This window comes from Candidatus Methylomirabilota bacterium (assembly GCA_003104975.1).
Lineage (GTDB): Bacteria > Methylomirabilota > Methylomirabilia > Methylomirabilales > Methylomirabilaceae > Methylomirabilis.
Genome location: PQAM01000014.1, coordinates 15,411 through 37,069, shown reverse-complemented (window position 1 = coordinate 37,069; position 21,659 = coordinate 15,411). Strand labels below are relative to the sequence as shown.

Below are 21,659 nucleotides of genomic sequence, written 5' to 3'. Positions count from 1 at the left end.
TGTTCAGTGGTCAGTGTTGAGTGTGGACACTATGACAGTTTTTGAGCGATCGATTCCAGTTCGAACACGTCCAGGACATCACCAACCTTGACGTCGTTAAAGTTCACCAGACCGACGCCACATTCAAATCCGTTTTGCACCTCACGAACATCCTCTTTGAACCGACGAAGCGATCCGACCCGCCCCTTGTGAACGACCTTGCCGTCCCGGATAAGACGAATCTGACTGTCCCGACAGACCTTCCCTTCCACAACCATCGAGCCGGCGATGGTCCCTACCTTCGGGACCGCAAAGACCTGACGCACCTCCACACGACCGATGGGGCGCTCGACATACGTCGGCTCCAGCAGACCCTCCATCGCCTGCCGGATCTCGTTGATCGCGTTATAGATGACGGTATACAGCCGGATCTCTACGCCCTCCTGTTCGGCCAGCTTCTGGGCCTTCGGTTCCGGACGCACGTGGAATCCGACGATGATCGCATTCGAGGCCGACGCCAGCATCACATCGGTCTCGGTGATGGCGCCGACCGACGCATGGATGACCTTCAATCGAACCGCATCGCTGCCGATCCGTCCCAACGATTCACGAAACGGCCCGATGGAGCCCTGAACGTCCCCCTTGATGATCATCCGAAGCTCTTTAACCTCGCCCTCCTGGATGCGACGGTGCAGATCCTCCAGGGTCACATGATGCTTCGTAAGGATCGTCTCCTCGCGATGTTTCTGCTGTCGGCTGAGGGCGATCTGTCGCCCTTTTCGTTCATCGGACACAACAACAAACGTATCACCGGCCATGGGGACGCCCGAAAGGCCCAGTACCTCAACCGGGGTCGCAGGTCCGGCCGTCTGGACCCTCTTGCCCTTATCGTTGTTCATGGCCCGTACCCGACCGGAGTGCAGTCCGGCGACCAGGACGTCCCCCACCTTCAGCGTACCCTGCTGCACCAACACGGTCGCCACCGGACCCCGACCACGATCCAGCTCGGCCTCGATGATGACACCTTTCGCCGCCTTGTGCGGGTTCGCCTTCAACTCTTGAATCTCGGCCAACAGCAAGAGCATCTCGAGTAGGTGGTCGATGCCGATCTTTTTCTTGGCCGAGACCTCCACAAAGATTGTCTGACCTCCCCACTCTTCCGGAACCAGACCCTGTTCCGCCAACTGTTGCATGACACGGTTCGGATCCGCCCCCGGCTTGTCGATCTTGTTGACCGCGACCAGGATCGGGACGCCCGCATCCTTCGCGTGGCTGATCGCCTCCAGCGTCTGAGGCATGACCCCATCATCCGCCGCGACGACCAGGACGACAATATCGGTTGCCTGCGCTCCACGCGCCCGCATGGCGGTGAACGCCTCGTGGCCCGGCGTATCCAGAAACGTGATCTTCCCGCCCGGCAGATCGACCTGATAGGCGCCGATGTGCTGAGTAATCCCCCCGGCCTCCGAGGCGATGACATTGGTCTGCCGAATCGCATCCAGCAGCGAGGTCTTGCCGTGATCGACATGGCCCATGATCGTCACCACCGGCGACCTGGGCAACAGCAGCGAAGGGTCCTCGCGCTCCTCCGCCCCGGTTGCCGCCTCCTCCAGCGGCATGACTTCTACTGAGAACCCGATCCGGTCGGCGGCGCGCTTGACGATCTCCACGTCCAGCGGCTGGTTGATCGTGGTCATAATCCCCATCTTGATCAATTGCTTGATGATCTCGCTGGGGCTCATCGCGATGCCGTCGGCCAGCTCCTTGACGGTGATGGTCTCCGCCATCTTCACGATCGGACGTGTCGGGACCGGGGACTCGCGCTGAACCTGCTCGGCCTGTACCTGCGGCTCCGGCGCCGCCGGTATCACGGTCGCCCTCTGCCCGGGTACGGCACCAGGCGCAGGTGGACCTGCGGCCCTGGACGGCGCCTCCTTGACGCGCGGGGCCGGAGCCGCAGCCTGGCGAACAGGCTCTGTCGGGACCGAGGGCGGCGGCTTCATGACGGCTGTTGCCTGAGACGGCTGCTGGGGAGCTTCGGCCTTCGGTCGGTGCGGCCCCTTCTGCCCAACCGGGCTTGCTCGTTCGGCCGGTGTGATTCGTTCAGACAGGGGCGTGGCCTCGGACACCGTCTTCGCTTCGACGGACTTGGGTCGAGCGGGTCTGGGCGTTGGTGTCTCGGGAACCGGCGCCGGCGCTTCAGCCTTTCCCGTCCTGGGACGTTTACGTTCTACCGGCGTCACGCGGGTCGATGCGGGCACCTCGTGTGATTTGGGCTTCGGCCGACCTTTCTTCTCGCGCGCAGCAACATCCAGGAGCGATCTCACCTGATCCTCGTCGACGTTACTGCTGTGACTCTTGAGGTGCAGGCCGGACTGCTCAAGCCGCTCAAGCAGCTCTTTACTTGATATCCCAAGCGCTTTCGCCAGATCGTACGCCCTTATCATTCCCACGTCGGATTACCCCCGCGCCTTCCGAGGCCCCGCGGTCTCCTCAACTTGTCGATCTGACCACGCGGCCTCTCTCGTCTTCGCTGCTGCCGGTATGTTGTTCAGCACCGACATCAGCGCCCCCGCAAAGTGCGGGTCCATTACCGCAATGCAGGCTCGAGGGGCGCCTCCCACAGCGGCCCCCAATTCCGTCTTCCCCATGGCCTGCATCCATACCACGCCGACCTGTGCGGCCACATGTCTTACCTTCGCGATCGAGTTCGCCGATGCGTCTGTCGCAGCCAAGATCAATCTGGCCGAATGACGCTTGACGGCCGAATCTACCGCTTCTGCGCCTGAGGCGATCTTACCCGCCCGCCGCGCAAGGCCCAGGAGCGCCGTCACCTTACGAGCCACACCCTCTCGAATCAACCCCTCCAGGGTCTCGACAGTCAGTGGCGCCACCGCTGTCTTGAGGCAGCGGGCAAACTCACCCCTCTTCACCGCCTGTTCCAGGCAGGGACGACGCGGACAGACATAGGCCCCACGTCCCGATCCGCCGCCAAGATCCACATTGAGTCTTCCATCCCCTGCAGGATACAGACGAATGAGCTCTCGTTTCGGTCGGCTGGTGCGACAGGCGACACACGAACGGAAAGGCTCGGCCCCCATCTACTCATCTCCAGAGGCGAGGGCCGCCTTCGCAGCCTCAATCAATTTCTGGGCCGTCTTTGGCCCAATCCCCTCCACCTGGACCAGGGCGTCGTCCGAGGCATGGGCCAGTTTCTGACAACTGTCCAGCCCGGCCTCAATCAAGCGATCGGCCAACTTCTCTCCTACACCCAGCACTTTCGCCAACTGCGGGATCTCCTCGGTCGAACGCTCCGCCGCCGGCACCTGACCCTCGATCGCCGGCTGAATCGGCTCCTCAGGTGCCCTCTGAACCTCCCCTCGACCCTTGACATCGACCTTCCATCCCAGCAGCTTCGCCGCCAACCGGGCATTCTGTCCCCTTTTGCCGATAGCGAGGGAGAGCTGGCCGTCGGCCACTAACACATGAAGCGTATGGGTCGCCTCGACAACCTCGACACTCTCAATCTCGGCCGGCGCAAGCGCACTTCGGACAAAGGACGCCGGATCGTCTTTCCAGGTAATGACATCGACCTTCTCGCCCATCAGCTCCCTGACGATGGCCTGAATCCGACTCCCACGATAGCCCACACAGGCGCCTACCGGATCGACATTGCTGTCTCGCGAGGCGACCGCTACCTTGGCTCGTTCGCCCGCATCTCGGGCAACTGCCTTGATCTCGACAATCCCTTCGTAGATCTCCGGAACTTCGATCTCGAGCAGCTTGGCCAACAGCCCGGGATGCGTTCGCGAGAGCACGACCTGTGATCCACGGGGGAGTTTCTTCACATCCAGCACGTACGCTCGAATCCGATCGCCAACTCTGTAATCCTCACGGGGAAGTTGTTCTCTTGGCGGGAGAACGGCCTCAGCCTTCCCGAGATTGACGATGACGTTACCCTTGGCCACCCGCTGTACGACACCGCCCACCAATTCACCCACCCTGGCCCGAAAGGCCTGAAAGACGCTCTCCCGCTCAGCCTCTTTGACTCGCTGAATGATCACCTGCTTTGCGGTCTGGGCGGCAATCCGGCCGAACTCTTTCGCCTGCACCTCGAACTTGACCTCGTCGCCAGGTTGGGCCCCGGGATGAAGTCGTTGAGCCTCTTCAACGGAGGTCTCGACGTGGGGGTTCATAACCTGCTCGACGACCTTCCGCACTGCGTACAGCTTGAAGCAACGCGCCTGTCGGTCGAACTCTACGCGCAGGTCGAGGGCCGTCCCCAGCGTCTTGCGGGATGCTGAAAGGATCGCCGCGCTGACCGCCTCGATCAGCACCGCCGAGTCGATCTCTTTCTCTCGCCCGACCTGTTCTATGACCTGCAGTAAATCGATGCCCATTTTTTAATACCAGGGTATAGGGGCTGGGTGTTGGGGGCTGGGGATCCAAAAGAACCTATTGCGTTTCTTTCTCTAACCCCCAACCCCTATCCTCTGACCCCTGTCTTCAAAGGATTGGATCCAAACGAGCCTTCACAATCAGCGCATGGGGAATGGACACAACCGTCCCATTCTCCCGTTCCAGCGATACCGTTCCGTCCTCGTACCCCTTCAGCACGCCGAGAAACCGCCGTTGGCCCTCAATGGCCTGCGACGTGCCGATCCTCGCCCGTTGGCCGACAAAACGAAGAAAGTCCGCCTCCCGGCGCAGTGGCCGGTTCACACCAGGTGAAGACACCTCGAGCGTGTACGGATGGTTGATCAGGTTCTCGACATCCAGAAGATCGCTCAGCTCTTCGCTTACTCGCTGGCAATCCCCCAGGGTCACCCCGCCACTCTTATCGAGATAGAGGCGGAGCACCCAGCCGCCTATCTCTCGACGGAACTCGATATCTACCAACTCGAGCCCTAATTCCGTGAAGAGCGGAAGGGCAATCGACCTGACGCGCTCGATCACCTCCCCAGCCATACATTACCACCCCTTATAAAACAAAGAGCGGGCATCATTGGCCCACCTAATGTAAAATAGCATGCTTCTATGAGGTTGTACAGGGCAAATCAAGGGGGTCAAGGAACGGCGTGCGGGCGGGGGTCTACTCGCCCTTGGCCTTTTTCAGCTCGGCAATCACGCGCTCCTTCAGATGGGGGGGCACCTCGTCGTAGTGGGAGAACTCTACCGTGTAGTCGCCGCGATCGCCGGTAATAGCCTTAAGCTGCGTCGCATATTCCAGGATTTCAGCCAGCGGCACCTGAGCCCTGATCGTCTGCATCTTACCCTTCGCCTCTACACCCATCACACGTCCCCGTTTACTGTTCAGATCGCCGATGACATCCCCCATGCACTCATCGGGAACGATGACCTCGACGGTCATCATCGGCTCAAGAAGCGTCGGATTCGCCTGCAAGACCCCTTTTTTGAACGCCAATGATCCGGCGATCTTAAAGGCCATTTCCGAGGAGTCGACAGAATGGTACGAACCGTCATAGAGGGTAACCTTCACATCCACGACGGGATAGCCGGCCAAGGCCCCCTCATCCATCGCCTCCACAATCCCCTTCTCGACCGCGGGAATATACTGTTTGGGGATTGCGCCCCCGACAATCTGGTTCACAAACTCGTATCCGGCTCCGCGGGGAAGCGGCTCGAGTCTGATCCAACAATCGCCGTATTGTCCATGGCCCCCGGTCTGTTTTTTGTGCTTTCCTTGAACGTCAGTTCGGCCATGAATGGTCTCTTTATACGGTACGCGGGGTGTCTTCATCTGGATTTCGAGTCCGAACTTCCGCTTCAGACGATCGACCGCGATTTCCAAATGAGCCTTACCCATCCCGGCCAGCATAATCTCTTTGGTCTGGGCATCACGTCGAATGTGAAGCGATGGATCCTCTTCTCGTAGTCGTTGGAGCCCTGAACTCATTTTTTCCTCGTCCCCGCGCGTCTTGGGTACGATGGCGTATTCAATGATGGGACTCGGGATGGTGGCCGGCTCCAGACAGATCGGGTTTCGCTCATCACAAAGCGTATCCCCCGTACCGGTCTCTTTCAACTTAACCACAGCCCCAAGATCGCCGGCCCCAATAGCCGGAACCGGGATCTGATTCTTACCCCGGAGCACCACGACCGGGCCGATCCTTTCTTTACAGCCTTTGGTACTGTTGTAGACGCCGGAATCTGAGGTCAGGACGCCGGAGTAGACGCGCAACAGGTTAATCTTGCCGGCATACGGATCGACAAGCGTCTTGAATACCAGGGCGGACAAGGGAGCATCCGCTGGGCTTTCCCGGATCAATGACTCGCCGCCCCTCGGATCGATTCCCGCAACAGCCCGACGATCCGCGGGAGATGGAAAGAGGTCCGCCAACAGATCGAGGAAAGGCGGAACGCCAATATTCTTAAGGGCCGATCCGCAGAGGACCGGAACCAGCTTTCCCCCGATGACCGCCCGCCGGAGTCCGGACTTCAACTCCTCGTCCGAAAGGGTGCCGACTTCCAGATACTTCTCCAGCAGCCGGTCGTCACTGTCCGCAACCGCCTCCATCATGCCTGCGCGAAGCTGTTCCGCCTTTGATCTCAGGTCAGGCGCAATCTCCCCCTCAGAGAATTTACCCGGCCGCTCGTCCTGAAAGGTCAGGGCCTTCATCCGCAGCAGATCAATCGTGCCCGTAAACGACGCGTGCGCCCCTATCGGAATGTGGGTGGGCACAGCCACCCGGCAGAGGTTCTTCTGAATATCCTCGAGGACCCGGAAAAAGTCGGCCTGCTCCTGATCCATCTTATTGATGTAAATCGTCCTGGCCAGACCTTCCGCTTCAGCGCACGCCCACACCTTTTCGGTCTGAACCTTGACGCCGGACACGGCACTGACCACGACGACCGCACCATCGACCACCCTCAGACAATTCCGGGTATCGGTCAGGAAGATCGACGCGCCAGGGGTATCAATCAGGTTGAGCTTATGCCCCTTCCATTCACAGAAGGCCAAGGCCGAACTAATGCTCATCCTCCGCTTGATCTCATCCTCGTCGAAATCGGTAACAGTCGTTCCGTCATCGACCCGCCCAAGCCGAGACGTCGCCCCGGCGTCGAACAGCATCGCCTCGGTCAGTGTCGTCTTCCCTGCGCCCCCGTGGGCTACGATAGCGACGTTCCGGATTTTGGAGATCTCTATCCCGCTCATCACGCTTCCCCTGTGTGCCGCACAAGCCGCTTCACCGTTCCGAGATTCTTCTCGTACCACAACGGTCATCCCGTTGTAAAGGAGAAATCCTCTCCTTATTCCCCTTACCATTCCAGCCCGAGGGCAAAGTGAAGAGCTTCCTCAACAGCTCTGAGTTTCGATTGGCTGAGGTTGGCGACGTGCCCTCGAAGGCTGTCCTTGGCGATAGTAATAATCGTATCGAGGTTCACCACGCACGACCGGGGCAGACCGTCCTCACGACCCAAGGGAACTTCCGATGCGATGCGGCGGACACGGGTAGTTACCGGTGCCACGGTCACCAGCCTGCGGACCGGATACGCCTCATCGCGGGACAAGAGAACCACCGGTCGAGTACCAGCTGGAGCAGGCAGTTCCGCCCACCAGATCTCACCGCGTCTCAAGACCAGTCTTCCAGACGGAGTGCACCCATACTGGCCTGCTGTACGGATGCGACTTCCTCATCGCTTTCAGGCTCAGCCAGGTAACCCTGCACATACTGCTTTACGGTCTCCTGAAGGCGCTTCTGACGAAGAAGATGCTCTACGGCCTCACGAAAGAACTGACTCCGGCTCTCATTTCTGGCCTGACGCTCCTTTTCTAAAGCCTCAAGCAGATCCGCAGGAAGGCTAATGGCGATCTTGACTGTTTTGCCCATATCATCTCCTGATGGTCATACCACAAGCCTACCACAGTATGAATATTTGAAGACCCATTGTCAAGACATTAACATTAAAGGGTCGCGAGATGGCGTGACCGTCTCAGGACAACCAACGCGCGACACGAGCAGACGTAATTCCTGTTCCCCTTTTCTTACCTCAGCCTACAGTGCGAAGTGGACGAATTCTCTTAAGAGCCTCTGCTTCGGCCGATCGTGCTCGGTAGAGGTCCCATCGAAGCTGAAGGTTCATCCAGAAGCCCGGAGAGTTCCCAAAACACTTCGCCAGCCGCAAAGCGGTCCCTGGCGTGATGCCCCGCCGACGATTAATCAGTTCGTTGACCCGTTGATAGGGCACTCGAATCCGACGGGCTAAGTCCCGCTGTGAGAGTCCCATGGGCGTCAGGAATGCCTCCAAGAGCATCTCGCCAGGGTGGGTGGGTTCTCGATGTGTCGGCACTCGAACCATGACTGCTCTCCTTGCACGCTGCCCATTAATGGTAGTCTACGATTTCGACCTCCGCCGGACCCTTGCTGGTCCACCGGAAGCAGACCCGGTACCGCTCGTTCATTCGAATGCTGTGTTGGCCTTTGCGGTTTCCCGCCAACGCTTCCAGGCGGTTCCCAGGAGGGATCCGAAGCTCTTCTAACCGTTCCACGGAATCAAGCTGGTCAAGTGTCCGTCCGGCTACGGGCCACAGTTCATACGGATAGGCTCGACGGGCCGCTCTGGTATTCAGGCCGTTAAACACATCTTCCGTACCGTCGTCCGCGAAGGACCGGATCATGAAGCCACGAGAGCACGGGTACATGCTACAGCAAGAGGAATCCGTCGAACGGGGCAGCGGCTCGAGGCACTGCGCGGGGATCCGGCACGCAGCGTTGGCTGTGCTCGCCTTCGGTGATCCGCATGTCGACTGCTCCGACCCCCCTGTCACGCGAAAAGCCTTGACGCCCACCTGAAAATGGATAAGATACTTAAAGAGGTATATCTCATATCTGTTGAGGTATTACAAGTCAGCCATACAACGACTCTGCCCAAGGAGGTGTGTGCCATGTCGTTCGGCAAGAACTTAGCACGGATCAGAAAAGAGAAGCACCTGACGCAGGAAGACCTGGTGAAGCGAAGCGGCGTGGCGATCTCGCAAATCCGGCGCTATGAGGCCGGCCACTCGTCCCCAACCTTAGACGTGCTGGTCAGGTTGGCCAAAGCCCTGGGGGTCTCCATCGATGAGCTGGCGTTCGACAAGGAGACAGGGATTGCCGCAAGCCGTCTCCTGGACCGTGAGCTCTTAGAGCAGTTCGAGCTGATCGCCGGTCTAGACGAGGCGGAACGGCAAGCGGTCAAGCGCATCCTGGAGGGGGTGATCGTGAAGCATCAGGTTGAGAAGATGATCCGGCCCAAGGCCGAGCAGTCCTGGTCGCAACGCTTCCGCGAGATCACGGACAAGCTGGCGAGGGGGGCCAGGGCCTACTCGCAGGAGGAGATCGACAAGGTCATCGATGAGGCCGTGACCGCCATCAGGGATAAAGCCCACGCGCGTGTGTAAGGCCGTCATCGATACCAGCGTCATGGTCAGCGTGGCCTTTGCGAAGGAGGGCTTGGCCAAAGAGCTCCGGGACACGATCGCCGACGGCGCCTTTATCCTGGTCACCTCCAAAGAAATCATCGCCGAGCTGTACCGCGTGCTCCACTCCCCTCGAATCTTGAAACAGTTCCATGCCTCGGACGAAGACGTCGACGAGTTCATCGGCCTGATTCTGGAAAAGGCGACCTTCACCACAGGCCGCTATACCGTGCACAAGGTCTCGGATGACCCTACCGACGACATGTTCCTTGCCTGTGCCATGGAAGCCGGCGCCGACTACATCGTCTCCAGAGACCCCCACCTGCGGACCCTCAAATACTTCCACGGCATCAACATCACCGACCTGAAAAGCTTCCTGGAAACGCTCCGCCGCCCCTGATGGGCCACGGGCCATACGCCCCAGGCAGTTGGGCGGGGTGAGGGCGGTGACGTTGCCGTTGAGATCGTAGCTCGTTTGGATCACGCGGCCGTCGGGGAGGGTCTGGGTGAGGGGCCGGCCGACGGCGTCGTAGGTGAAGCTTGTCGCACGTCCCACGGAGTCGGTGATGGATTGGAGATAGCTGCTGGCGTCGTAGGTCAGGGGCTGACCTCTTCGTGTTTGTACCGGCTAAATAGTTCCGGATTCAGCCCATCGAGGCTTCCTTCCATCCCAAGACTAAGTTCAAGCATAACGTCAAGACCACGCGACAGGTCCGGGTCTAATCGGACAAGGTATACAGAGTAGCGCTTGAAAAAAAGGGAAGGTGCCAGACTGCTGGTTTTGGTGCCGGGCCAATGATGGTCATAATTGTACCTATTGGCACCTCGCTTTGAAACGCTAACCAAGCCCTCTTGGGGCTCTGCCTTGGTCGCAAATATGCAAACGCCGTCTCTCTGCTGATTTGCCTGTTGTTAAGGCTTTCATATGCAGCAATCAAGTATACGGGTTTGACGATTTTGTATCGATTCCCAGGCTGCGGCCCTTCGCTTGCGTGGCTTCGGCCGAAGAATATGGCGCCAACCATAGCTAACAGGGAGAATGCGATGCTGGCTCGCGCGATACTCATTCGGTTGAGCTTCTTCATTTGCACAAAGCGGGTGGCGTCGGTTGCGGAAGAATTCCCAGACCTCTCAATACTTCTGTGCCTACCGCAACCGGATATACAGGGATCATTGATGGAATATTCGCTAGCCAATCTGGGATTCCGGATCGGGTAGCAGCATCCACAAAACTGTCATGCATTTCGCCAAACGTATAACCTGCCGGCACATCCTGTTCAATAAACTCACTGACTGGGCCCTCTGGCGGAACTATGGTGTGTAGACGCCCGACAACACCAGGTGTTTGCCAAGGTTGCCGAAACCAATAGAGGCCAAATGGGTCTGTCTCGTTCACTGGATCGTTCACGACATACCCGTACAGGTTCGTGTCGCCACCGCTAAAGCGGATCGGGTCTTTCGTCGTCCATCTCCCCGTCTCCGCATCATAATCCCGGGCACCAAAGCGCACCAGGCCGGTATCGGGATCGTACAGCCCGCCGGCGAAGCCGAAGGGCTGGAAGCCGGGGTGGGTGTCGGTGAGGACGTTACCAAACTCGTCGTAGGCCAGTTGCTGCGCGACGCTGCCGGTGGCGACATCGACGACGAGCCGCGGTGATCCCAAGTGATCAGAGACAATCCGGTAGGTCACGCCATTCTTAATCACGTAGTCGGGGACGTTGGCGCGGCTGCCGTAGACGAAGCGGCTGATAACTGCGCCGGTCCCATCAAGCTCGGCAACCGGGTTGAGCTGACTCTGATACAAGAAGCCTTGGGTCAGCGTCCCGTTGACCTTCTTGCCGATTCGGCGGTTCTGACCGTCCACGACGTACTCGATGGTGAACCCCGTGGGTCCAACGACGCTTGTAAGATTCCCCAACACGTCATATTGGTACATCGTAGTCTGGCCACTCGTCGTCGCGCTCTGCAGCTCGCCATTGGTTGAGTAGCCGTAGGTCGTCCCGCCGTACTGTGTCAGCCGATCCTGGCCGTCATAGGTGCCGCTCACGGTCTCGATGGGGGTGGTCAGATTCAGCCGGTTACCGTTGGGATCGTAGGTGTACGTTGATATCACCGACCCGTTTTTCGTAACCCCTTGCAGACGACCGGCAGGGTCGTACGCGTAGTCGAAGGTGTCCGTGCTGCCAGAGAGCGTCTCCACCTTCTGCGTGATCCGCCCGAGTTTATCACGGGTGTAGGTCGTGGCGAACACCGGGGAGCCACTGACGGTCGCGGTGTAGGTAGTCAGCTCGCCAAAACCGTTGTAGCTGCGGCTATCCGTTACCGGGCCGAGCGTGGTCCCCGAGATCAGCCCATTATCCGTCCGGCGCGTGATGGTCTCCGCTCCAGCGGTCGTCAGCAGCGAATCGGCGTCGTAGCCGAAACTGATCGGGTTGGCCCCGTTGACGCTTTGATTCGCCACCCGGAAGTCGGTGTTGTAGGTGCGGCTGACGCTGCCGGCGATGGGTCCGCTCCACGTCATGCCGGTAAGGAGCGAGCCGTCGTAGGTGTAGGCGAGGCTGATCCCGTCCGGAGCACTCACGCTGCTGATATTGCCGGTTGTGGCGTTGTAGCTGTCGGTCACCTGACCTCGAGAGAAGGCCGTGGTGCTCAGGCGGCCGGCGGTGTCGTAGGCCACGTCTACCGTCTGGCCGTCGGGACGTGTGACCTGCGTCAGTTGCCGGTCGGCGTTGTAGGTGTAGGTGGTGCTGAGCCCCTCACCCCCACCCTCTCCCCCTGTGAGGGGCGAGGGAGGATGGTAGGCGGATTCGAGATCCACGGGTGTGTAATCGAACTGATGCTGGGGGCGGCTGGGCGGGGTGAGGGCGGTGACGTTGCCGTTAGCATCGTAGGTGGTCTGGAGCACGCGGCCGTCGGGGAGGGTCTGGGTGAGGGGTCGGCCGACGGCGTCGTAGGCGAAGGTGGTGCTGCGCCCCAGCGGATCGGTGATGGATTGGAGATAGCTCTGGCTGTCGTAGGCAAAGGTCGTCGTGCGGGCATCCGGTCCGGTGCCGGTCGTGACCGCCGCCAGGCGGCCGACGGCATCGTAAGCCATATTGACCGGCGCGAGGCCTGGAGCCCGGCGGGATCGGTGTTGACCCGGCGCTCATCACCGGCTGCCTTCTTTGTCATCCCATAATCGGTCTACAAGAATACTCACATCCTTCCGGTTCTCATCGTATTTGTACCATCGGATTCGTGGGTCAAAAACATTTACCTGAGAAATATCTGTCCAAGGAGTTGGGGCAAGCTCTATGCCATAGTAATCACCTTGCTTCTGATCGTGCCTGTTAAAATATACCGTGGTTACGCACTTAAGACCCGACCACCAGAGCTCTATAGGACCGCATCGGATATCCCTTTTATCGCCTATACTAATAGGGTGTCCAAAGATAGAGAAGCTTGGTTTTTTGTAATAGACCTCCTCTTTCCGGTGCTTCACATTAGACTTACCAAAGTCACCCGTCTTATCACCTTGATAATAAGATTCGTATTCTGCATGCTGATCGTAATCAGTTTTTCCAGTCCAGCATTTAGTAAACTTAACTGCACCATAATTCCCGCTTTCCCGTATCAGCAAAATTGTGCCCAGAGGCATCCCGATTGAATTAGGCGCGATTAGCACTTCGTCGGCCTTAGACAGGCTTGGCTCATCGGCACTGATCATCATAATACCCTCTAGTAAAAACACAGCGATAGATATAGATGATAAAATAATCGGTTTGATCAATCTCATTTTCCACATCTACCATTTAGAATAGCACGGGTGTTTTGATACGCTTGGCCTATAACGCCTCCACCGAATATATCTCTAAAGAGATGCTGGACCGTGGACCAATTCCAGCCGAAAGCTTGCATGCTTTCCCCGGCATGAATCGGCAAGTCCTGGGCAGAATGAATCCTTCCGGAGAGCGGATTGCTTGGATCATTGATGTAAGCCTTTGCGGCGGCGATAGCTTCAGCAGGCGTTTGATAGCGGGTTCCCAAGTCACCGCCCATGGCATGAACTCTTGTTGAATCGGGATCATGGCTAAGCGCGCTCCGATCCTCGCTCATGACATTCCATGCCAACGATAGACTATCTTTTACGCCGTACCCTGAAGCTCGTGCGGCGAAATAGGTAATTCCAAAATGCAAATGGAAAGCGAACTGTCCGTTCGGGTCAACAAAGTTGACGGGATCGTTCAGGACGTAGCCGTAGAGGTTGGTATCGCCGCCTTTGAAGCGAATAGGATCTTTCGCCGTCCACCTGCCCGTCCCCGCGTCGTAGTCGCGGGCGCCGAATCTGACTAACCCTGTGTCGGGATCGTACAGGCCGCCGGCGAAGCCGAAGGGCTGGAAGCCCGGGTGGGTGTCGGTGAGGACATTGCCGAACTCGTCGTAGTCCAGTTGCTGGGCAATGCTACCATCGGCGGTGTTGACGACTAACCGTGGGCTCCCGAGATGGTCACTGATGATGCGATACGTCACCCCACCCTTGATCATGTAGTCGGGGATGTTGCTACGGCTGCCGTACACGAAGCGGGACACCACATTCCCCGCACCATCAAGTTCCGCGACCGGGTTGAGCTGATTCTGATACAAGAAGCCTTGGGTCAGTGTTCCGTTGACTTTCTTGCCGATCCGGCGATTCTGGCCGTCGATCAGGTAGTCGATGGTGGACCCGGCAGGGCCTGCGACGCTGGTAAGATTCCCCAGTACATCATATTGATACGTGGTCACCTGGCCACCGGTCGTCGTCGATTGCAAGTCCCCGTTGGCCGAGTAGCTGTAGGTCGTGCTGCCGTACTGCGTCAGCCGATCTTGCGCGTCGTAACTCCCATTGACCGTGCCGCTGGGGGTGGTCAGGCTCAGTCGGTTGCCGTTGCCATCGTAGGTGTAGCTGGAGAGCACCGTCCCATTTTTCGTGACCTCTGTCAGACGACCGGCCTGGTCGTACGCGTAGTCGAACGTATCGGTGCTGCCGTAGATCGTCTCCACCTTCTGCGTGATCCGCCCCAGTCTATCACGAGTGTAGGTCGTCGCGAAGACGGGTGAACCGCTGACGGTGGCGGTGTAGGTGCTCAGTTCGCCGAAGGGGCTATAGCTCCTGGTATCAGTGACGCTCCCGAGCGTGGTACCCGTAATAAGGCCATGCTGTGCGTTGCGCGCAATGTTGAGGGCGCCAGCGGATGTGAGTAGCGAATCGTTGTCGTAGCCGAACGTCACCGCGTTCGCGCCGTTGAGACTCTGGGAGGTGATGCGGAAGTTATTGTCGTAGGTCTGCGAGACGCTCCCGACCACGGTCCCGCTCCAGGTCGTTTGCTTCAAGAGCGGCCCATCATAGACGTAGCTGAGCGTGCTGCCCGGCGCGGTAATCGAGCTGAGATTCCCAGTGGTCCCGCTGTAGGCATACTGGAGCGTGCCGGTTGGGGTGACGAGCGAGTTCAGGCGGCCGGCAGTGTCGTAGGCGAGCGACAGCGTTTGGCCATCCGGACGCGTCACCAGCGTCAGTTGCCGGTCGGCATTGTAGGTGTAGGTGGTGCTGACCCCCTCACCCCCACCCTCTCCCGCAAGGGGAGAGGGGGGATGGTAGGCGGATTCGAGATCCCCGGGCGTGTAGTCGAAGGCGTGGGCAGGGCGGCTCGGTGGGATCATGCTCGCCACGTTGCCGTTACTGTCATAGCTCGTTTGGAGCACGCGGCCGTCGGGGAGGGTCTGGGTCAGGGGATGCCCGACAGCGTCGTAAGTGAAGCTGGTGACGCGCCCCACGGAGTCGGTGATCGATTGGAGGTAGCTATTGGCATCGTAGGTCATGGTTGTGGTTCGGGCGTCGGCTTCGGTGCCGGTGGTGATGGTCGCCAAGCGGCCGAAGGGATCGTAGGTCATGGTCACTGGCGCGAGGCCGATGAGCTGTGTGGAGGTCGTCCGGCCCTGGGGGTCGATGATCCGGGTGCTGATGCGGCCTGCGGGGCTGGTGGTCGTGAAGGTCCGGGTGGCCGCGTCGAAGTGGGTGGTCGAGGTTCGGCCGTTGAGGACGAGGGTATCGTCCTGAGCGGTGAGGCTCAAGGAATTGTCGGGATTCGACAGGGTCGCGGTTCGGGTACTGGTGCTGGTCAAGGTCAGGCCACCTGGAGTGACAATTGTAAGCGATTTGGGCATGGGCGCCATCATCCCCCAGCGCGGGTCGCCGGTGTCGATTCGCGTCGAGATCGTCCCATCCGGGTTCGTCGTCTGCTCGGTGCCGTCGGTCTTGATCAGCACCATGCGCTGGAGCCCGGCGGGGTCGGTGTTGACTCGCCGCTCATCCCCGGTCGAGAGCTGCGCGATCTGGAAAGCAGAAGTGCGGCCGAGGGCACTGGTCACAGCCACGCTATACATATTGGTTGTCTCGGTCCGTGTCAGGGTGAGGAAGCCGCCGGCAGGGTCCTGATCCTTGAGCAGGCGGCCCAGGCTGTCGTAGATGAAGTGATGCACGTTCCCCTTGGGATCGGTGAGGGTGGTGAGCAGCCCGTCTGGGGAATAGGTGAGTTGGGTCGTGGCGCCCGATGGGTCGGTGACGCTACTCAAGAACCCGTTACTGTCCGGCGCGAGGGTCGTCTGCTGGCCGAATGGCGCGACAATGGCCGTAGGGTTGCCGCTGCCGTCTCGCTGGATGGTCGTCACGTTGCCGTCGCCGTCGGTGACCTGGGTGAGGCGGCCCTCGCTGTCGTAGGTGAAGGTATAGAGCGTGGCAACCGTAAGGGCGTGGAGTGTGCGCAGGTGGCGGCCATTCGCATTAAACTGGTACAGTTCACGGCCGTCTTCGGAGGGAACGACCAGATCCGAATCTGAAAATCCCGGTAGCGGCAGCCCCACCCGGCGGACGCGAAAGTTATAGGTGTCTGCGATATAGAAGCTACCGTCAGGAGCCACAGCGAGGCCGTAAGGAGAATAAAGGGTAGCCGCAGTGGCCGGGCCGCCATCGCCGCTGAAGCCATTAGTCCCCTTGCCGGCTATGGTGGTAATGATCCCGTCAAGTCCCACCCGGCGGACGCGATTGTAGTCAATGAGATAGACGCTACCGTCGGGGGCTACAGCGACGTCGTAAGTCCAATCAAGGTGAGCCTGGGTGGCCGGGCCGCCATCGCCGCGGTACCCAAACCACCCCGCACCGGCTACGGTGGTGATGATCCCATTGGGCCCCACCCGGCGGATGCGATAGTTGTCTGTGTCGGCAATATAGAGGCTACCGCCCGGAGCTACGGCAACTTTGCCACCCCGAAGGGTAGCCAGGGTGGCCGGGCCGCCGTCGCCACTGAAGCCCGCAAGCCCAGTTCCAGCCACGGTCGTAATGATCCCATCCGGTCCTACTCGGCGAATTCGATAGGAGTCACCGATATAGACACTACCGTCCGGGGCTACGACGACGCCGCCGACCGCACTAAAGGTAGCCTGGGTGGCCGGACCGCTATCGCCGCTAGAGCCCAACAAAGCTCCCGTTCCGGCCATGGTAGTGATTATTCCGTCGGGCCCCACCCGGCGGATGCGACGGTTGCCGCTGTCAGCAATATAGAGGCTACCATCCGAGGCCACGGCGACGCCGGAAGGCCAATACAGGGTAGCCTGGGTGGCCGGACCGCTATCGCCGCTAAAGCCCCAATATCCCGTACCAGCTACGGTCGTAATCATCCCATCCGGCCCCACCCGGCGAATGCGATGGTTACCCCCATCAGCGATGTAGAGGCTGCCGTCGGGAGCTACGGCGACGTCGTAAATCCAATTAAGACCAGCCTGGGTAGCCGGGCCACCATCGCCGCTGAAGCCGGCGCCTCCCGTTCCGGCCACAGTGGTAATCGTATGGTGAATACTGTTTGCGCTACGTTGGCTGCCATTCCCCAGATAGAGCACTTTGCCCAGAGGATCATACGCATGATGCGCGCTTAGCGTCCAGCCACCCAACCCCTGGCCACGGGCGTCCCATGGGCCGATCCTGACTGTGTCGGTCCGCCACAGCGTCACCTCGCGGCGTGCGCGGCTGCCGGTAATGGGAATCCCGTTCCCGTTAGAGCCGAATCGATCCGTCACCTGGTAGGCCTCGTCATACACGTATCCGATCCGCACCGTCGCCAAATATTGCCCCTGCACCGGTCGACCATAGGCATCTAGACCGTCCCAGGTAAAGGTCGTGCGCTGGTTCGGATTCGATGGGAAGCTTTGCGTGAAGAGCCGCCCGGCTACCAAAACCTCCAGATCGACTCGCTTCAGGCTGGCGGGGACGGAGGAGCCACTGAGGGTGATGTCCACGCTGTAAGCCGCGGTGCGGCCCGGCGCTCGGTCGCTCTTGTAATAGAGCGAAAACGGCGTCCCGGCCACGGGCAACGCCTCCCCGAGAGTCTGGTTCTGGCAGCCGACGATGGAGCCTTCACATTGGTTGGGCTTGTTGGGTTGGGGGTCCGGCGTGGGAGCCGGCCCTTGATGGGTTTCCGCGTCTTGTGGCGGCGAGGGAGGCCAGTTGCAGTCCCAGGTGGAGAGATGCGACACGGGCACACGCCACAGGCTGGTACCGACCGCATAACGTGAGGCCAGTTGCGCCCGTTCGGCATCGCTGATCCCCAGACCGTTGTCGGCGAGGCCGTCGCCATCGGTGTCCAGGTCGGCCAGACCGCCGGTGACGCTGAGGATCTTGATGATCCGACCGCTGTCGGACGCCACCCATACGCCCCAGCTGTTGTCGTAGTAGCCCGTCGGCACGGGAATGCCGACCGGGAAGTTCAGGAAGTTGTCCACGTAGAAGAAGACCGGCTGGTTGAAGAGGACGTCCTTGCCGCCGAGCTTGGCGATCGCCTCATCGGCGCCCAGTTCCACCGCGTAGGTGTAGGCGCTGGTGGGCGGCAGGGGGGCGGGCATCCGCTTGGGTCCGTCAGGTCCCACGGTGTACTCCGTCAGCCGCAGGGTGAGACTACTCACCGCCTGGGTGCTCCCGTCAGGGAGCAGGACCTGCGCCTGCGTCCCCTGCGGGATCAGCAGCGCGGCCTGCCGGGTGCCGTCGGCGTCGGTAACCACGCTGCCCTGCGCGACGTGTATGGGTATCGGGGCTGTCAGGTCTATCGTCGTGGCCTGCGAATTACGAGGGACCATCACGACCTCAGGCAGGATGGCGAAGTCCTGCCAGGGGACGTCGACGCCGCGCTGGGCGGGCAGAAATCCGCCGAGCGTGTACGTGACCGTCAGCAGCCCGCCGCCGTTGACGGCCAGGTCGAACCAACCATCGGCGCGGCTCTGGGTCTGGCCCAACTCCGGGTGATTGAGAATGCTGATCGTCACGCCGGGGAGCGGCGTTCCCAGGTCATTGAAGACCCGGCCGCGCAGGACCGCTGCCCGTATGGGGGTGATCGTCCCAGGGGCCACGCCGGTCTGGATCGGATTGGAGCCGGAGTACAAGAACGCGGTCCCGCTGCCGAGATCGGTGGTAGAGGTCTGCGATAGAGGCGGCGCCACGGTACTGGGATCGGGAGGCCCGACTGACGGGGTGATGGTGAGGCTCGCCTGGGCAGTCGCCGTGCCGTCCGAGACGGTGACGGTGGCGGTGAAGCTCCCGGCGGTCTGATAGGTGTGGCTTTCGCTCGCGCTGCCATTTGGTTTTGTCGTCCCGTCGCCGAAGTCCCAGGCGTAGGTTAGGGGATCGCCATCCGGATCGTTGGCGGTAGCGGTGAAGGTGACAGTGAGAGGCGGCGCACCGCCCGTCTGGTCCGCTGTCAACGTCACCGTTGGGGGGTGATTCACGGGGTTGACGGTCACGGTCACAGTGGCCGTGGCCGTCCCGCCGCGCCCGTCGGTAATGATGTAAGTGAAACTGTCGGTCTCGCTCCAGTTGGCTGGCGGAGTATAGGTGACGGTGACGCCGTTGATGGTGGCCGTCCCGCCGTTGGTTCCCTGCGTGACGGCCGTAATCGTGAGCGGATCGACGTCGGGATCGCTATCGTTACCCAGGACGGCGATGCCGACTACGGCGTTCTCGTCGGTGACGGCGGCATCATCCCCGGCCACGGGTGGCCGATTTGGCGGGGGCGTTGCGCTGATGGCGACGGTGTCAGGCAGGCTGTCCTCGAAGCCGTCGTTCACGATGAGCTGTCCGACGTAATCGCCGGGGAGGTCTGGCACGAAGGTCGGTTGCGCCGTCGTGAGATCGAGCAGGCTCACCGCGCTGTCGGTGGGAATCGTGGTCAACGACCACCGGTAGGTCAGAGGATCGCCATCCACGTCGGAGGAGTAACTGCCGTCGAGTTGGACGGTGTCGCCGACGGTCGCCTGCTGATCCGGGCCGGCGTCGGCCACCGGGCGAGAGTTATAGGTGTCGATCTGCACCGCGGCCGGCTTACTGTCAAGGGCGCCGTCGTTGACGATCAGTCCTGCGACGTAGCGACCCGGGAGGTCGGCTACGAAGGAGGGATGCGCTGTGGTCGCGTCCATCAAGGTGGCCTGGCTGCCGGCTGGCGTGGTGACGAAGGTCCAGGCGTAGGTCAGCGGATCACCGTCAATGTCGGAGGAGGCGGCGCCGTCGAGCTGGATGAGGCTGCCAATGTGGGCGGTCTGGTCGGGGCCGGCGTCGGCCACCGGGCGCGAGTTGAGCGTGCCGATCTGGACGGTGTCGGGCGCGCTGTCGGTGTAGCCGTCGTTGACGAGTAGCTGGACGACATAGGTCCCCGGGCGATCGATGAGGATCGTGGGGCGCACCGCTGTGGGATCGGACAGCGTCGTGGTGCTGCCTGCTGGGGCCGAGACGAACGTCCAGTGGAAGGTCAGCGGGTCGCCGTCGGCGTCGGAGGAGGCAGAGCCGTCGAACTGGACCGTGCCGGTGACGAAGACGGTCTGGTCGGGGCCGGCATTCGCGACGGGCGGGTGGTCGAGGACGGTGAAGGCGATGCTGCCGGATCGGCCGCCGGGGTTGGTGGCGGTCACGGTGGTAGGCCCGGGGTGAACACCCGTTGGCGCAAGGAAGGTGGCCGAGTGGCCGGTCGCCGAGAGGACCTGGGCTGCCAGGCCTCCGACGGTGATCTGGACGTTGTGGGCACCGAAGCCGTGGCCTTCGATCGTGACCTGATCGCCGACGTAGGCTGCCGATGGGGTGATCGTCCTGATGATGCCTTGAGCGGCCCAAAGCGGACCGAGAAACGCGGCCGTGCCGGCGATGAAGAGTGCCAGGAGCGCGGCTACGAGAAGCGCCGGCCTCCGGCAGGCTACACGGGTTGTCGCCTGCGCCGCCCGTCGAACCCTCCGGATCAGGATCATGACCGGTCCCTCCACAGGCTTCCGTGTGAAACGAACGCAGACGTTGCTACGGCACCAGACCAGACTCTATTCGACGCCGGACCATTCTTCCCGAGCTTTTTACATGCTCACTCCAAGCACGTCAAGTAAAAAATATGCACTAGTAGTGAATTAAGACTTATACTAGTTTGTTCGGATTAAAGATGAGGTATAGCGTTGAACGATGGGGGTAGTGGAAACAGGAGGTCGGGGTGGGGAAAAACTTTGGCGGCGCGGTCCCAGTAAAAGCAACGGTGCCCTTCCCGAACGAACCGGGAAGGGCACCTAAGGTTCAAATCAACGTATTGTCTTTGAAGACCGACCGGGCCTACTAGTGTAGTGAGTCTAACGTTTCTTTACTTATTCCGTTCGCCCTGAGCTTGTCGAAGGGCTCATGGTTCCAATGAGTTCCGTTCATGCTTCGACAGGCTCAGCACGAACGGAGTATAAAGCCATTTGTGACGCGCTACACTAGGCGCCGGGCGGAGGGGCCGCTGTGGGTTCGGCCGGCCTTGGCTTCGGCGTCTGCCCTTTGTCTCCACGCCGACCGCGACGCTTGGCCGGCGCCGCCGCGACCGCAATCGCGGCACCGACCTCTGCCAGCTCGATGGCCGCCAGTGGGGCGCCGTCCCCCATTCTGTACTCCAGCTTAGTCAGCCTCGTATAGCCGCCGTTCCGATCCTTATAGCGGCTCCCGATGGAGTCGAACAGCTTTTTCAAGACATCTTCATCCTGCACAACCTCGGCCGCCTGCCGACGCGCATGCAAATCGCCACGCTTGGCCAGCGTAATCACCTTATCCGCCAGCTTGCGCAACTCCTTGGCCTTCGCCTCAGTCGTCACGATCTTCTCGTAATGAAAGAGTGATGTCAGCAGATTGCGGAGGAGCATCTCGCGATGAGCCGTGGTGCGGCCGAGCTTCCTCCCAGCTTTCCTATGTCGCATAGTTACA

15 protein-coding genes and 1 pseudogene are annotated in these 21,659 nt (G+C 60.4%); 2 read left to right on the top strand and 14 right to left on the bottom strand.

All coding sequences use genetic code 11. From position 1 onward, the window contains the following. Positions 1 to 29 precede the first annotated feature (29 nt). From C3F12_11170 to C3F12_11130, 9 genes are all read right to left on the bottom strand, one after another. Positions 30 to 2,426: a translation initiation factor IF-2 gene (locus tag C3F12_11170; protein PWB44260.1), complete on the bottom strand. Its 2,397-nt coding sequence runs from the start codon at positions 2,424 to 2,426 to the stop codon at positions 30 to 32. A gap of 12 nt (positions 2,427 to 2,438) precedes the next feature. Then, positions 2,439 to 3,080, bottom strand: a complete 642-nt coding sequence (locus tag C3F12_11165) for a hypothetical protein (protein ID PWB44259.1) — start codon at positions 3,078 to 3,080, stop codon at positions 2,439 to 2,441. Next, positions 3,081 to 4,379, bottom strand: a complete 1,299-nt coding sequence (locus C3F12_11160; protein PWB44258.1) for a transcription termination/antitermination protein NusA — start codon at positions 4,377 to 4,379, stop codon at positions 3,081 to 3,083. Positions 4,380 to 4,485: 106 nt separating this feature from the next. Continuing rightward, a complete protein-coding gene (locus tag C3F12_11155; protein PWB44257.1) occupies positions 4,486 to 4,947 on the bottom strand; it encodes a ribosome maturation factor RimP in 462 nt (153 codons plus the stop codon). A 124-nt stretch (positions 4,948 to 5,071) separates the two neighbouring features. Continuing rightward, positions 5,072 to 7,156 carry an elongation factor G gene (gene fusA / locus C3F12_11150; protein PWB44256.1) on the bottom strand — a complete coding sequence of 695 codons (2,085 nt, stop codon included), beginning with the start codon at positions 7,154 to 7,156 and terminating at the stop codon, positions 5,072 to 5,074. A 104-nt stretch (positions 7,157 to 7,260) separates the two neighbouring features. After that, on the bottom strand, positions 7,261 to 7,578 hold the full coding sequence (locus C3F12_11145; protein ID PWB44255.1) for a hypothetical protein: 318 nt from the start codon (positions 7,576 to 7,578) through the stop codon (positions 7,261 to 7,263). Next, the gene (locus C3F12_11140; protein ID PWB44254.1) at positions 7,575 to 7,832 is read right to left on the bottom strand and encodes a hypothetical protein; all 258 of its coding nucleotides are present in this window, start codon (positions 7,830 to 7,832) and stop codon (positions 7,575 to 7,577) included. The genes C3F12_11145 and C3F12_11140 overlap by 4 nt, the downstream gene beginning before the upstream one ends. 160 nt (positions 7,833 to 7,992) lie before the next feature. Continuing rightward, positions 7,993 to 8,301: an addiction module antidote protein, HigA family gene (higA, locus tag C3F12_11135; GenBank protein ID PWB44253.1), complete on the bottom strand. Its 309-nt coding sequence runs from the start codon at positions 8,299 to 8,301 to the stop codon at positions 7,993 to 7,995. A 25-nt stretch (positions 8,302 to 8,326) separates the two neighbouring features. After that, positions 8,327 to 8,620, bottom strand: a complete 294-nt coding sequence (locus C3F12_11130) for a plasmid maintenance system killer protein (protein PWB44252.1) — start codon at positions 8,618 to 8,620, stop codon at positions 8,327 to 8,329. A 177-nt stretch (positions 8,621 to 8,797) separates the two neighbouring features. Here C3F12_11130 and C3F12_11125 point away from each other — a divergent pair, with 177 nt between their 5' ends. Both C3F12_11125 and C3F12_11120 read left to right on the top strand, forming a co-directional pair. Then, positions 8,798 to 9,382, top strand: coding sequence for a hypothetical protein (locus tag C3F12_11125; protein ID PWB44251.1), 585 nt, complete (start codon positions 8,798 to 8,800; stop codon positions 9,380 to 9,382). Further along, positions 9,375 to 9,800, top strand: a complete 426-nt coding sequence (locus C3F12_11120; protein PWB44250.1) for a putative toxin-antitoxin system toxin component, PIN family — start codon at positions 9,375 to 9,377, stop codon at positions 9,798 to 9,800. Before C3F12_11125 ends, C3F12_11120 begins: the two co-directional genes overlap by 8 nt. Positions 9,801 to 9,884: 84 nt before the next feature. Here the strand turns inward: C3F12_11120 and C3F12_11115 are convergent. From C3F12_11115 to C3F12_11095, 5 genes and pseudogenes are all read right to left on the bottom strand, one after another. After that, positions 9,885 to 10,001: pseudogene (locus tag C3F12_11115) on the bottom strand (hypothetical protein). A 480-nt stretch (positions 10,002 to 10,481) separates the two neighbouring features. Next, a complete protein-coding gene (locus C3F12_11110) occupies positions 10,482 to 12,494 on the bottom strand; it encodes a hypothetical protein (protein ID PWB44249.1) in 2,013 nt (670 codons plus the stop codon). Positions 12,495 to 12,548: 54 nt separating this feature from the next. After that, positions 12,549 to 13,175 (bottom strand): hypothetical protein, encoded by a 627-nt coding sequence (locus tag C3F12_11105; GenBank protein ID PWB44248.1) that lies wholly within the window; start codon positions 13,173 to 13,175, stop codon positions 12,549 to 12,551. Beyond that, complete coding sequence (locus C3F12_11100; GenBank protein ID PWB44247.1) at positions 13,172 to 20,689, bottom strand: hypothetical protein; 7,518 nt, start codon at positions 20,687 to 20,689, stop codon at positions 13,172 to 13,174. Before C3F12_11100 ends, C3F12_11105 begins: the two co-directional genes overlap by 4 nt. Positions 20,690 to 21,178: 489 nt before the next feature. Further along, positions 21,179 to 21,652, bottom strand: a complete 474-nt coding sequence (locus C3F12_11095) for a 50S ribosomal protein L17 (GenBank protein ID PWB44246.1) — start codon at positions 21,650 to 21,652, stop codon at positions 21,179 to 21,181. Positions 21,653 to 21,659 lie beyond the last annotated feature (7 nt).

What these genes read in the sequence shown, in the direction of transcription:
- C3F12_11170 (PWB44260.1), bottom strand. Translation starts at nt 2,426, where the DNA reads ATGATAAGGGCGTACGATCTGGCGAAAGCGCTTGGGATATCAAGTAAA.
- C3F12_11165 (PWB44259.1), bottom strand. Translation starts at nt 3,080, where the DNA reads ATGGGGGCCGAGCCTTTCCGTTCGTGTGTCGCCTGTCGCACCAGCCGA.
- C3F12_11160 (PWB44258.1), bottom strand. Translation starts at nt 4,379, where the DNA reads ATGGGCATCGATTTACTGCAGGTCATAGAACAGGTCGGGCGAGAGAAA.
- C3F12_11155 (PWB44257.1), bottom strand. Translation starts at nt 4,947, where the DNA reads ATGGCTGGGGAGGTGATCGAGCGCGTCAGGTCGATTGCCCTTCCGCTC.
- fusA (PWB44256.1), bottom strand. Translation starts at nt 7,156, where the DNA reads ATGAGCGGGATAGAGATCTCCAAAATCCGGAACGTCGCTATCGTAGCC.
- C3F12_11140 (PWB44254.1), bottom strand. Translation starts at nt 7,832, where the DNA reads ATGGGCAAAACAGTCAAGATCGCCATTAGCCTTCCTGCGGATCTGCTT.
- higA (PWB44253.1), bottom strand. Translation starts at nt 8,301, where the DNA reads ATGGTTCGAGTGCCGACACATCGAGAACCCACCCACCCTGGCGAGATG.
- C3F12_11130 (PWB44252.1), bottom strand. Translation starts at nt 8,620, where the DNA reads ATGATCCGGTCCTTCGCGGACGACGGTACGGAAGATGTGTTTAACGGC.
- C3F12_11125 (PWB44251.1), top strand. Translation starts at nt 8,798, where the DNA reads ATGGATAAGATACTTAAAGAGGTATATCTCATATCTGTTGAGGTATTA.
- C3F12_11110 (PWB44249.1), bottom strand. Translation starts at nt 12,494, where the DNA reads ATGGCTTACGATGCCGTCGGCCGCCTGGCGGCGGTCACGACCGGCACC.
- C3F12_11105 (PWB44248.1), bottom strand. Translation starts at nt 13,175, where the DNA reads ATGAGATTGATCAAACCGATTATTTTATCATCTATATCTATCGCTGTG.
- C3F12_11100 (PWB44247.1), bottom strand. Translation starts at nt 20,689, where the DNA reads ATGATCCTGATCCGGAGGGTTCGACGGGCGGCGCAGGCGACAACCCGT.
- C3F12_11095 (PWB44246.1), bottom strand. Translation starts at nt 21,652, where the DNA reads ATGCGACATAGGAAAGCTGGGAGGAAGCTCGGCCGCACCACGGCTCAT.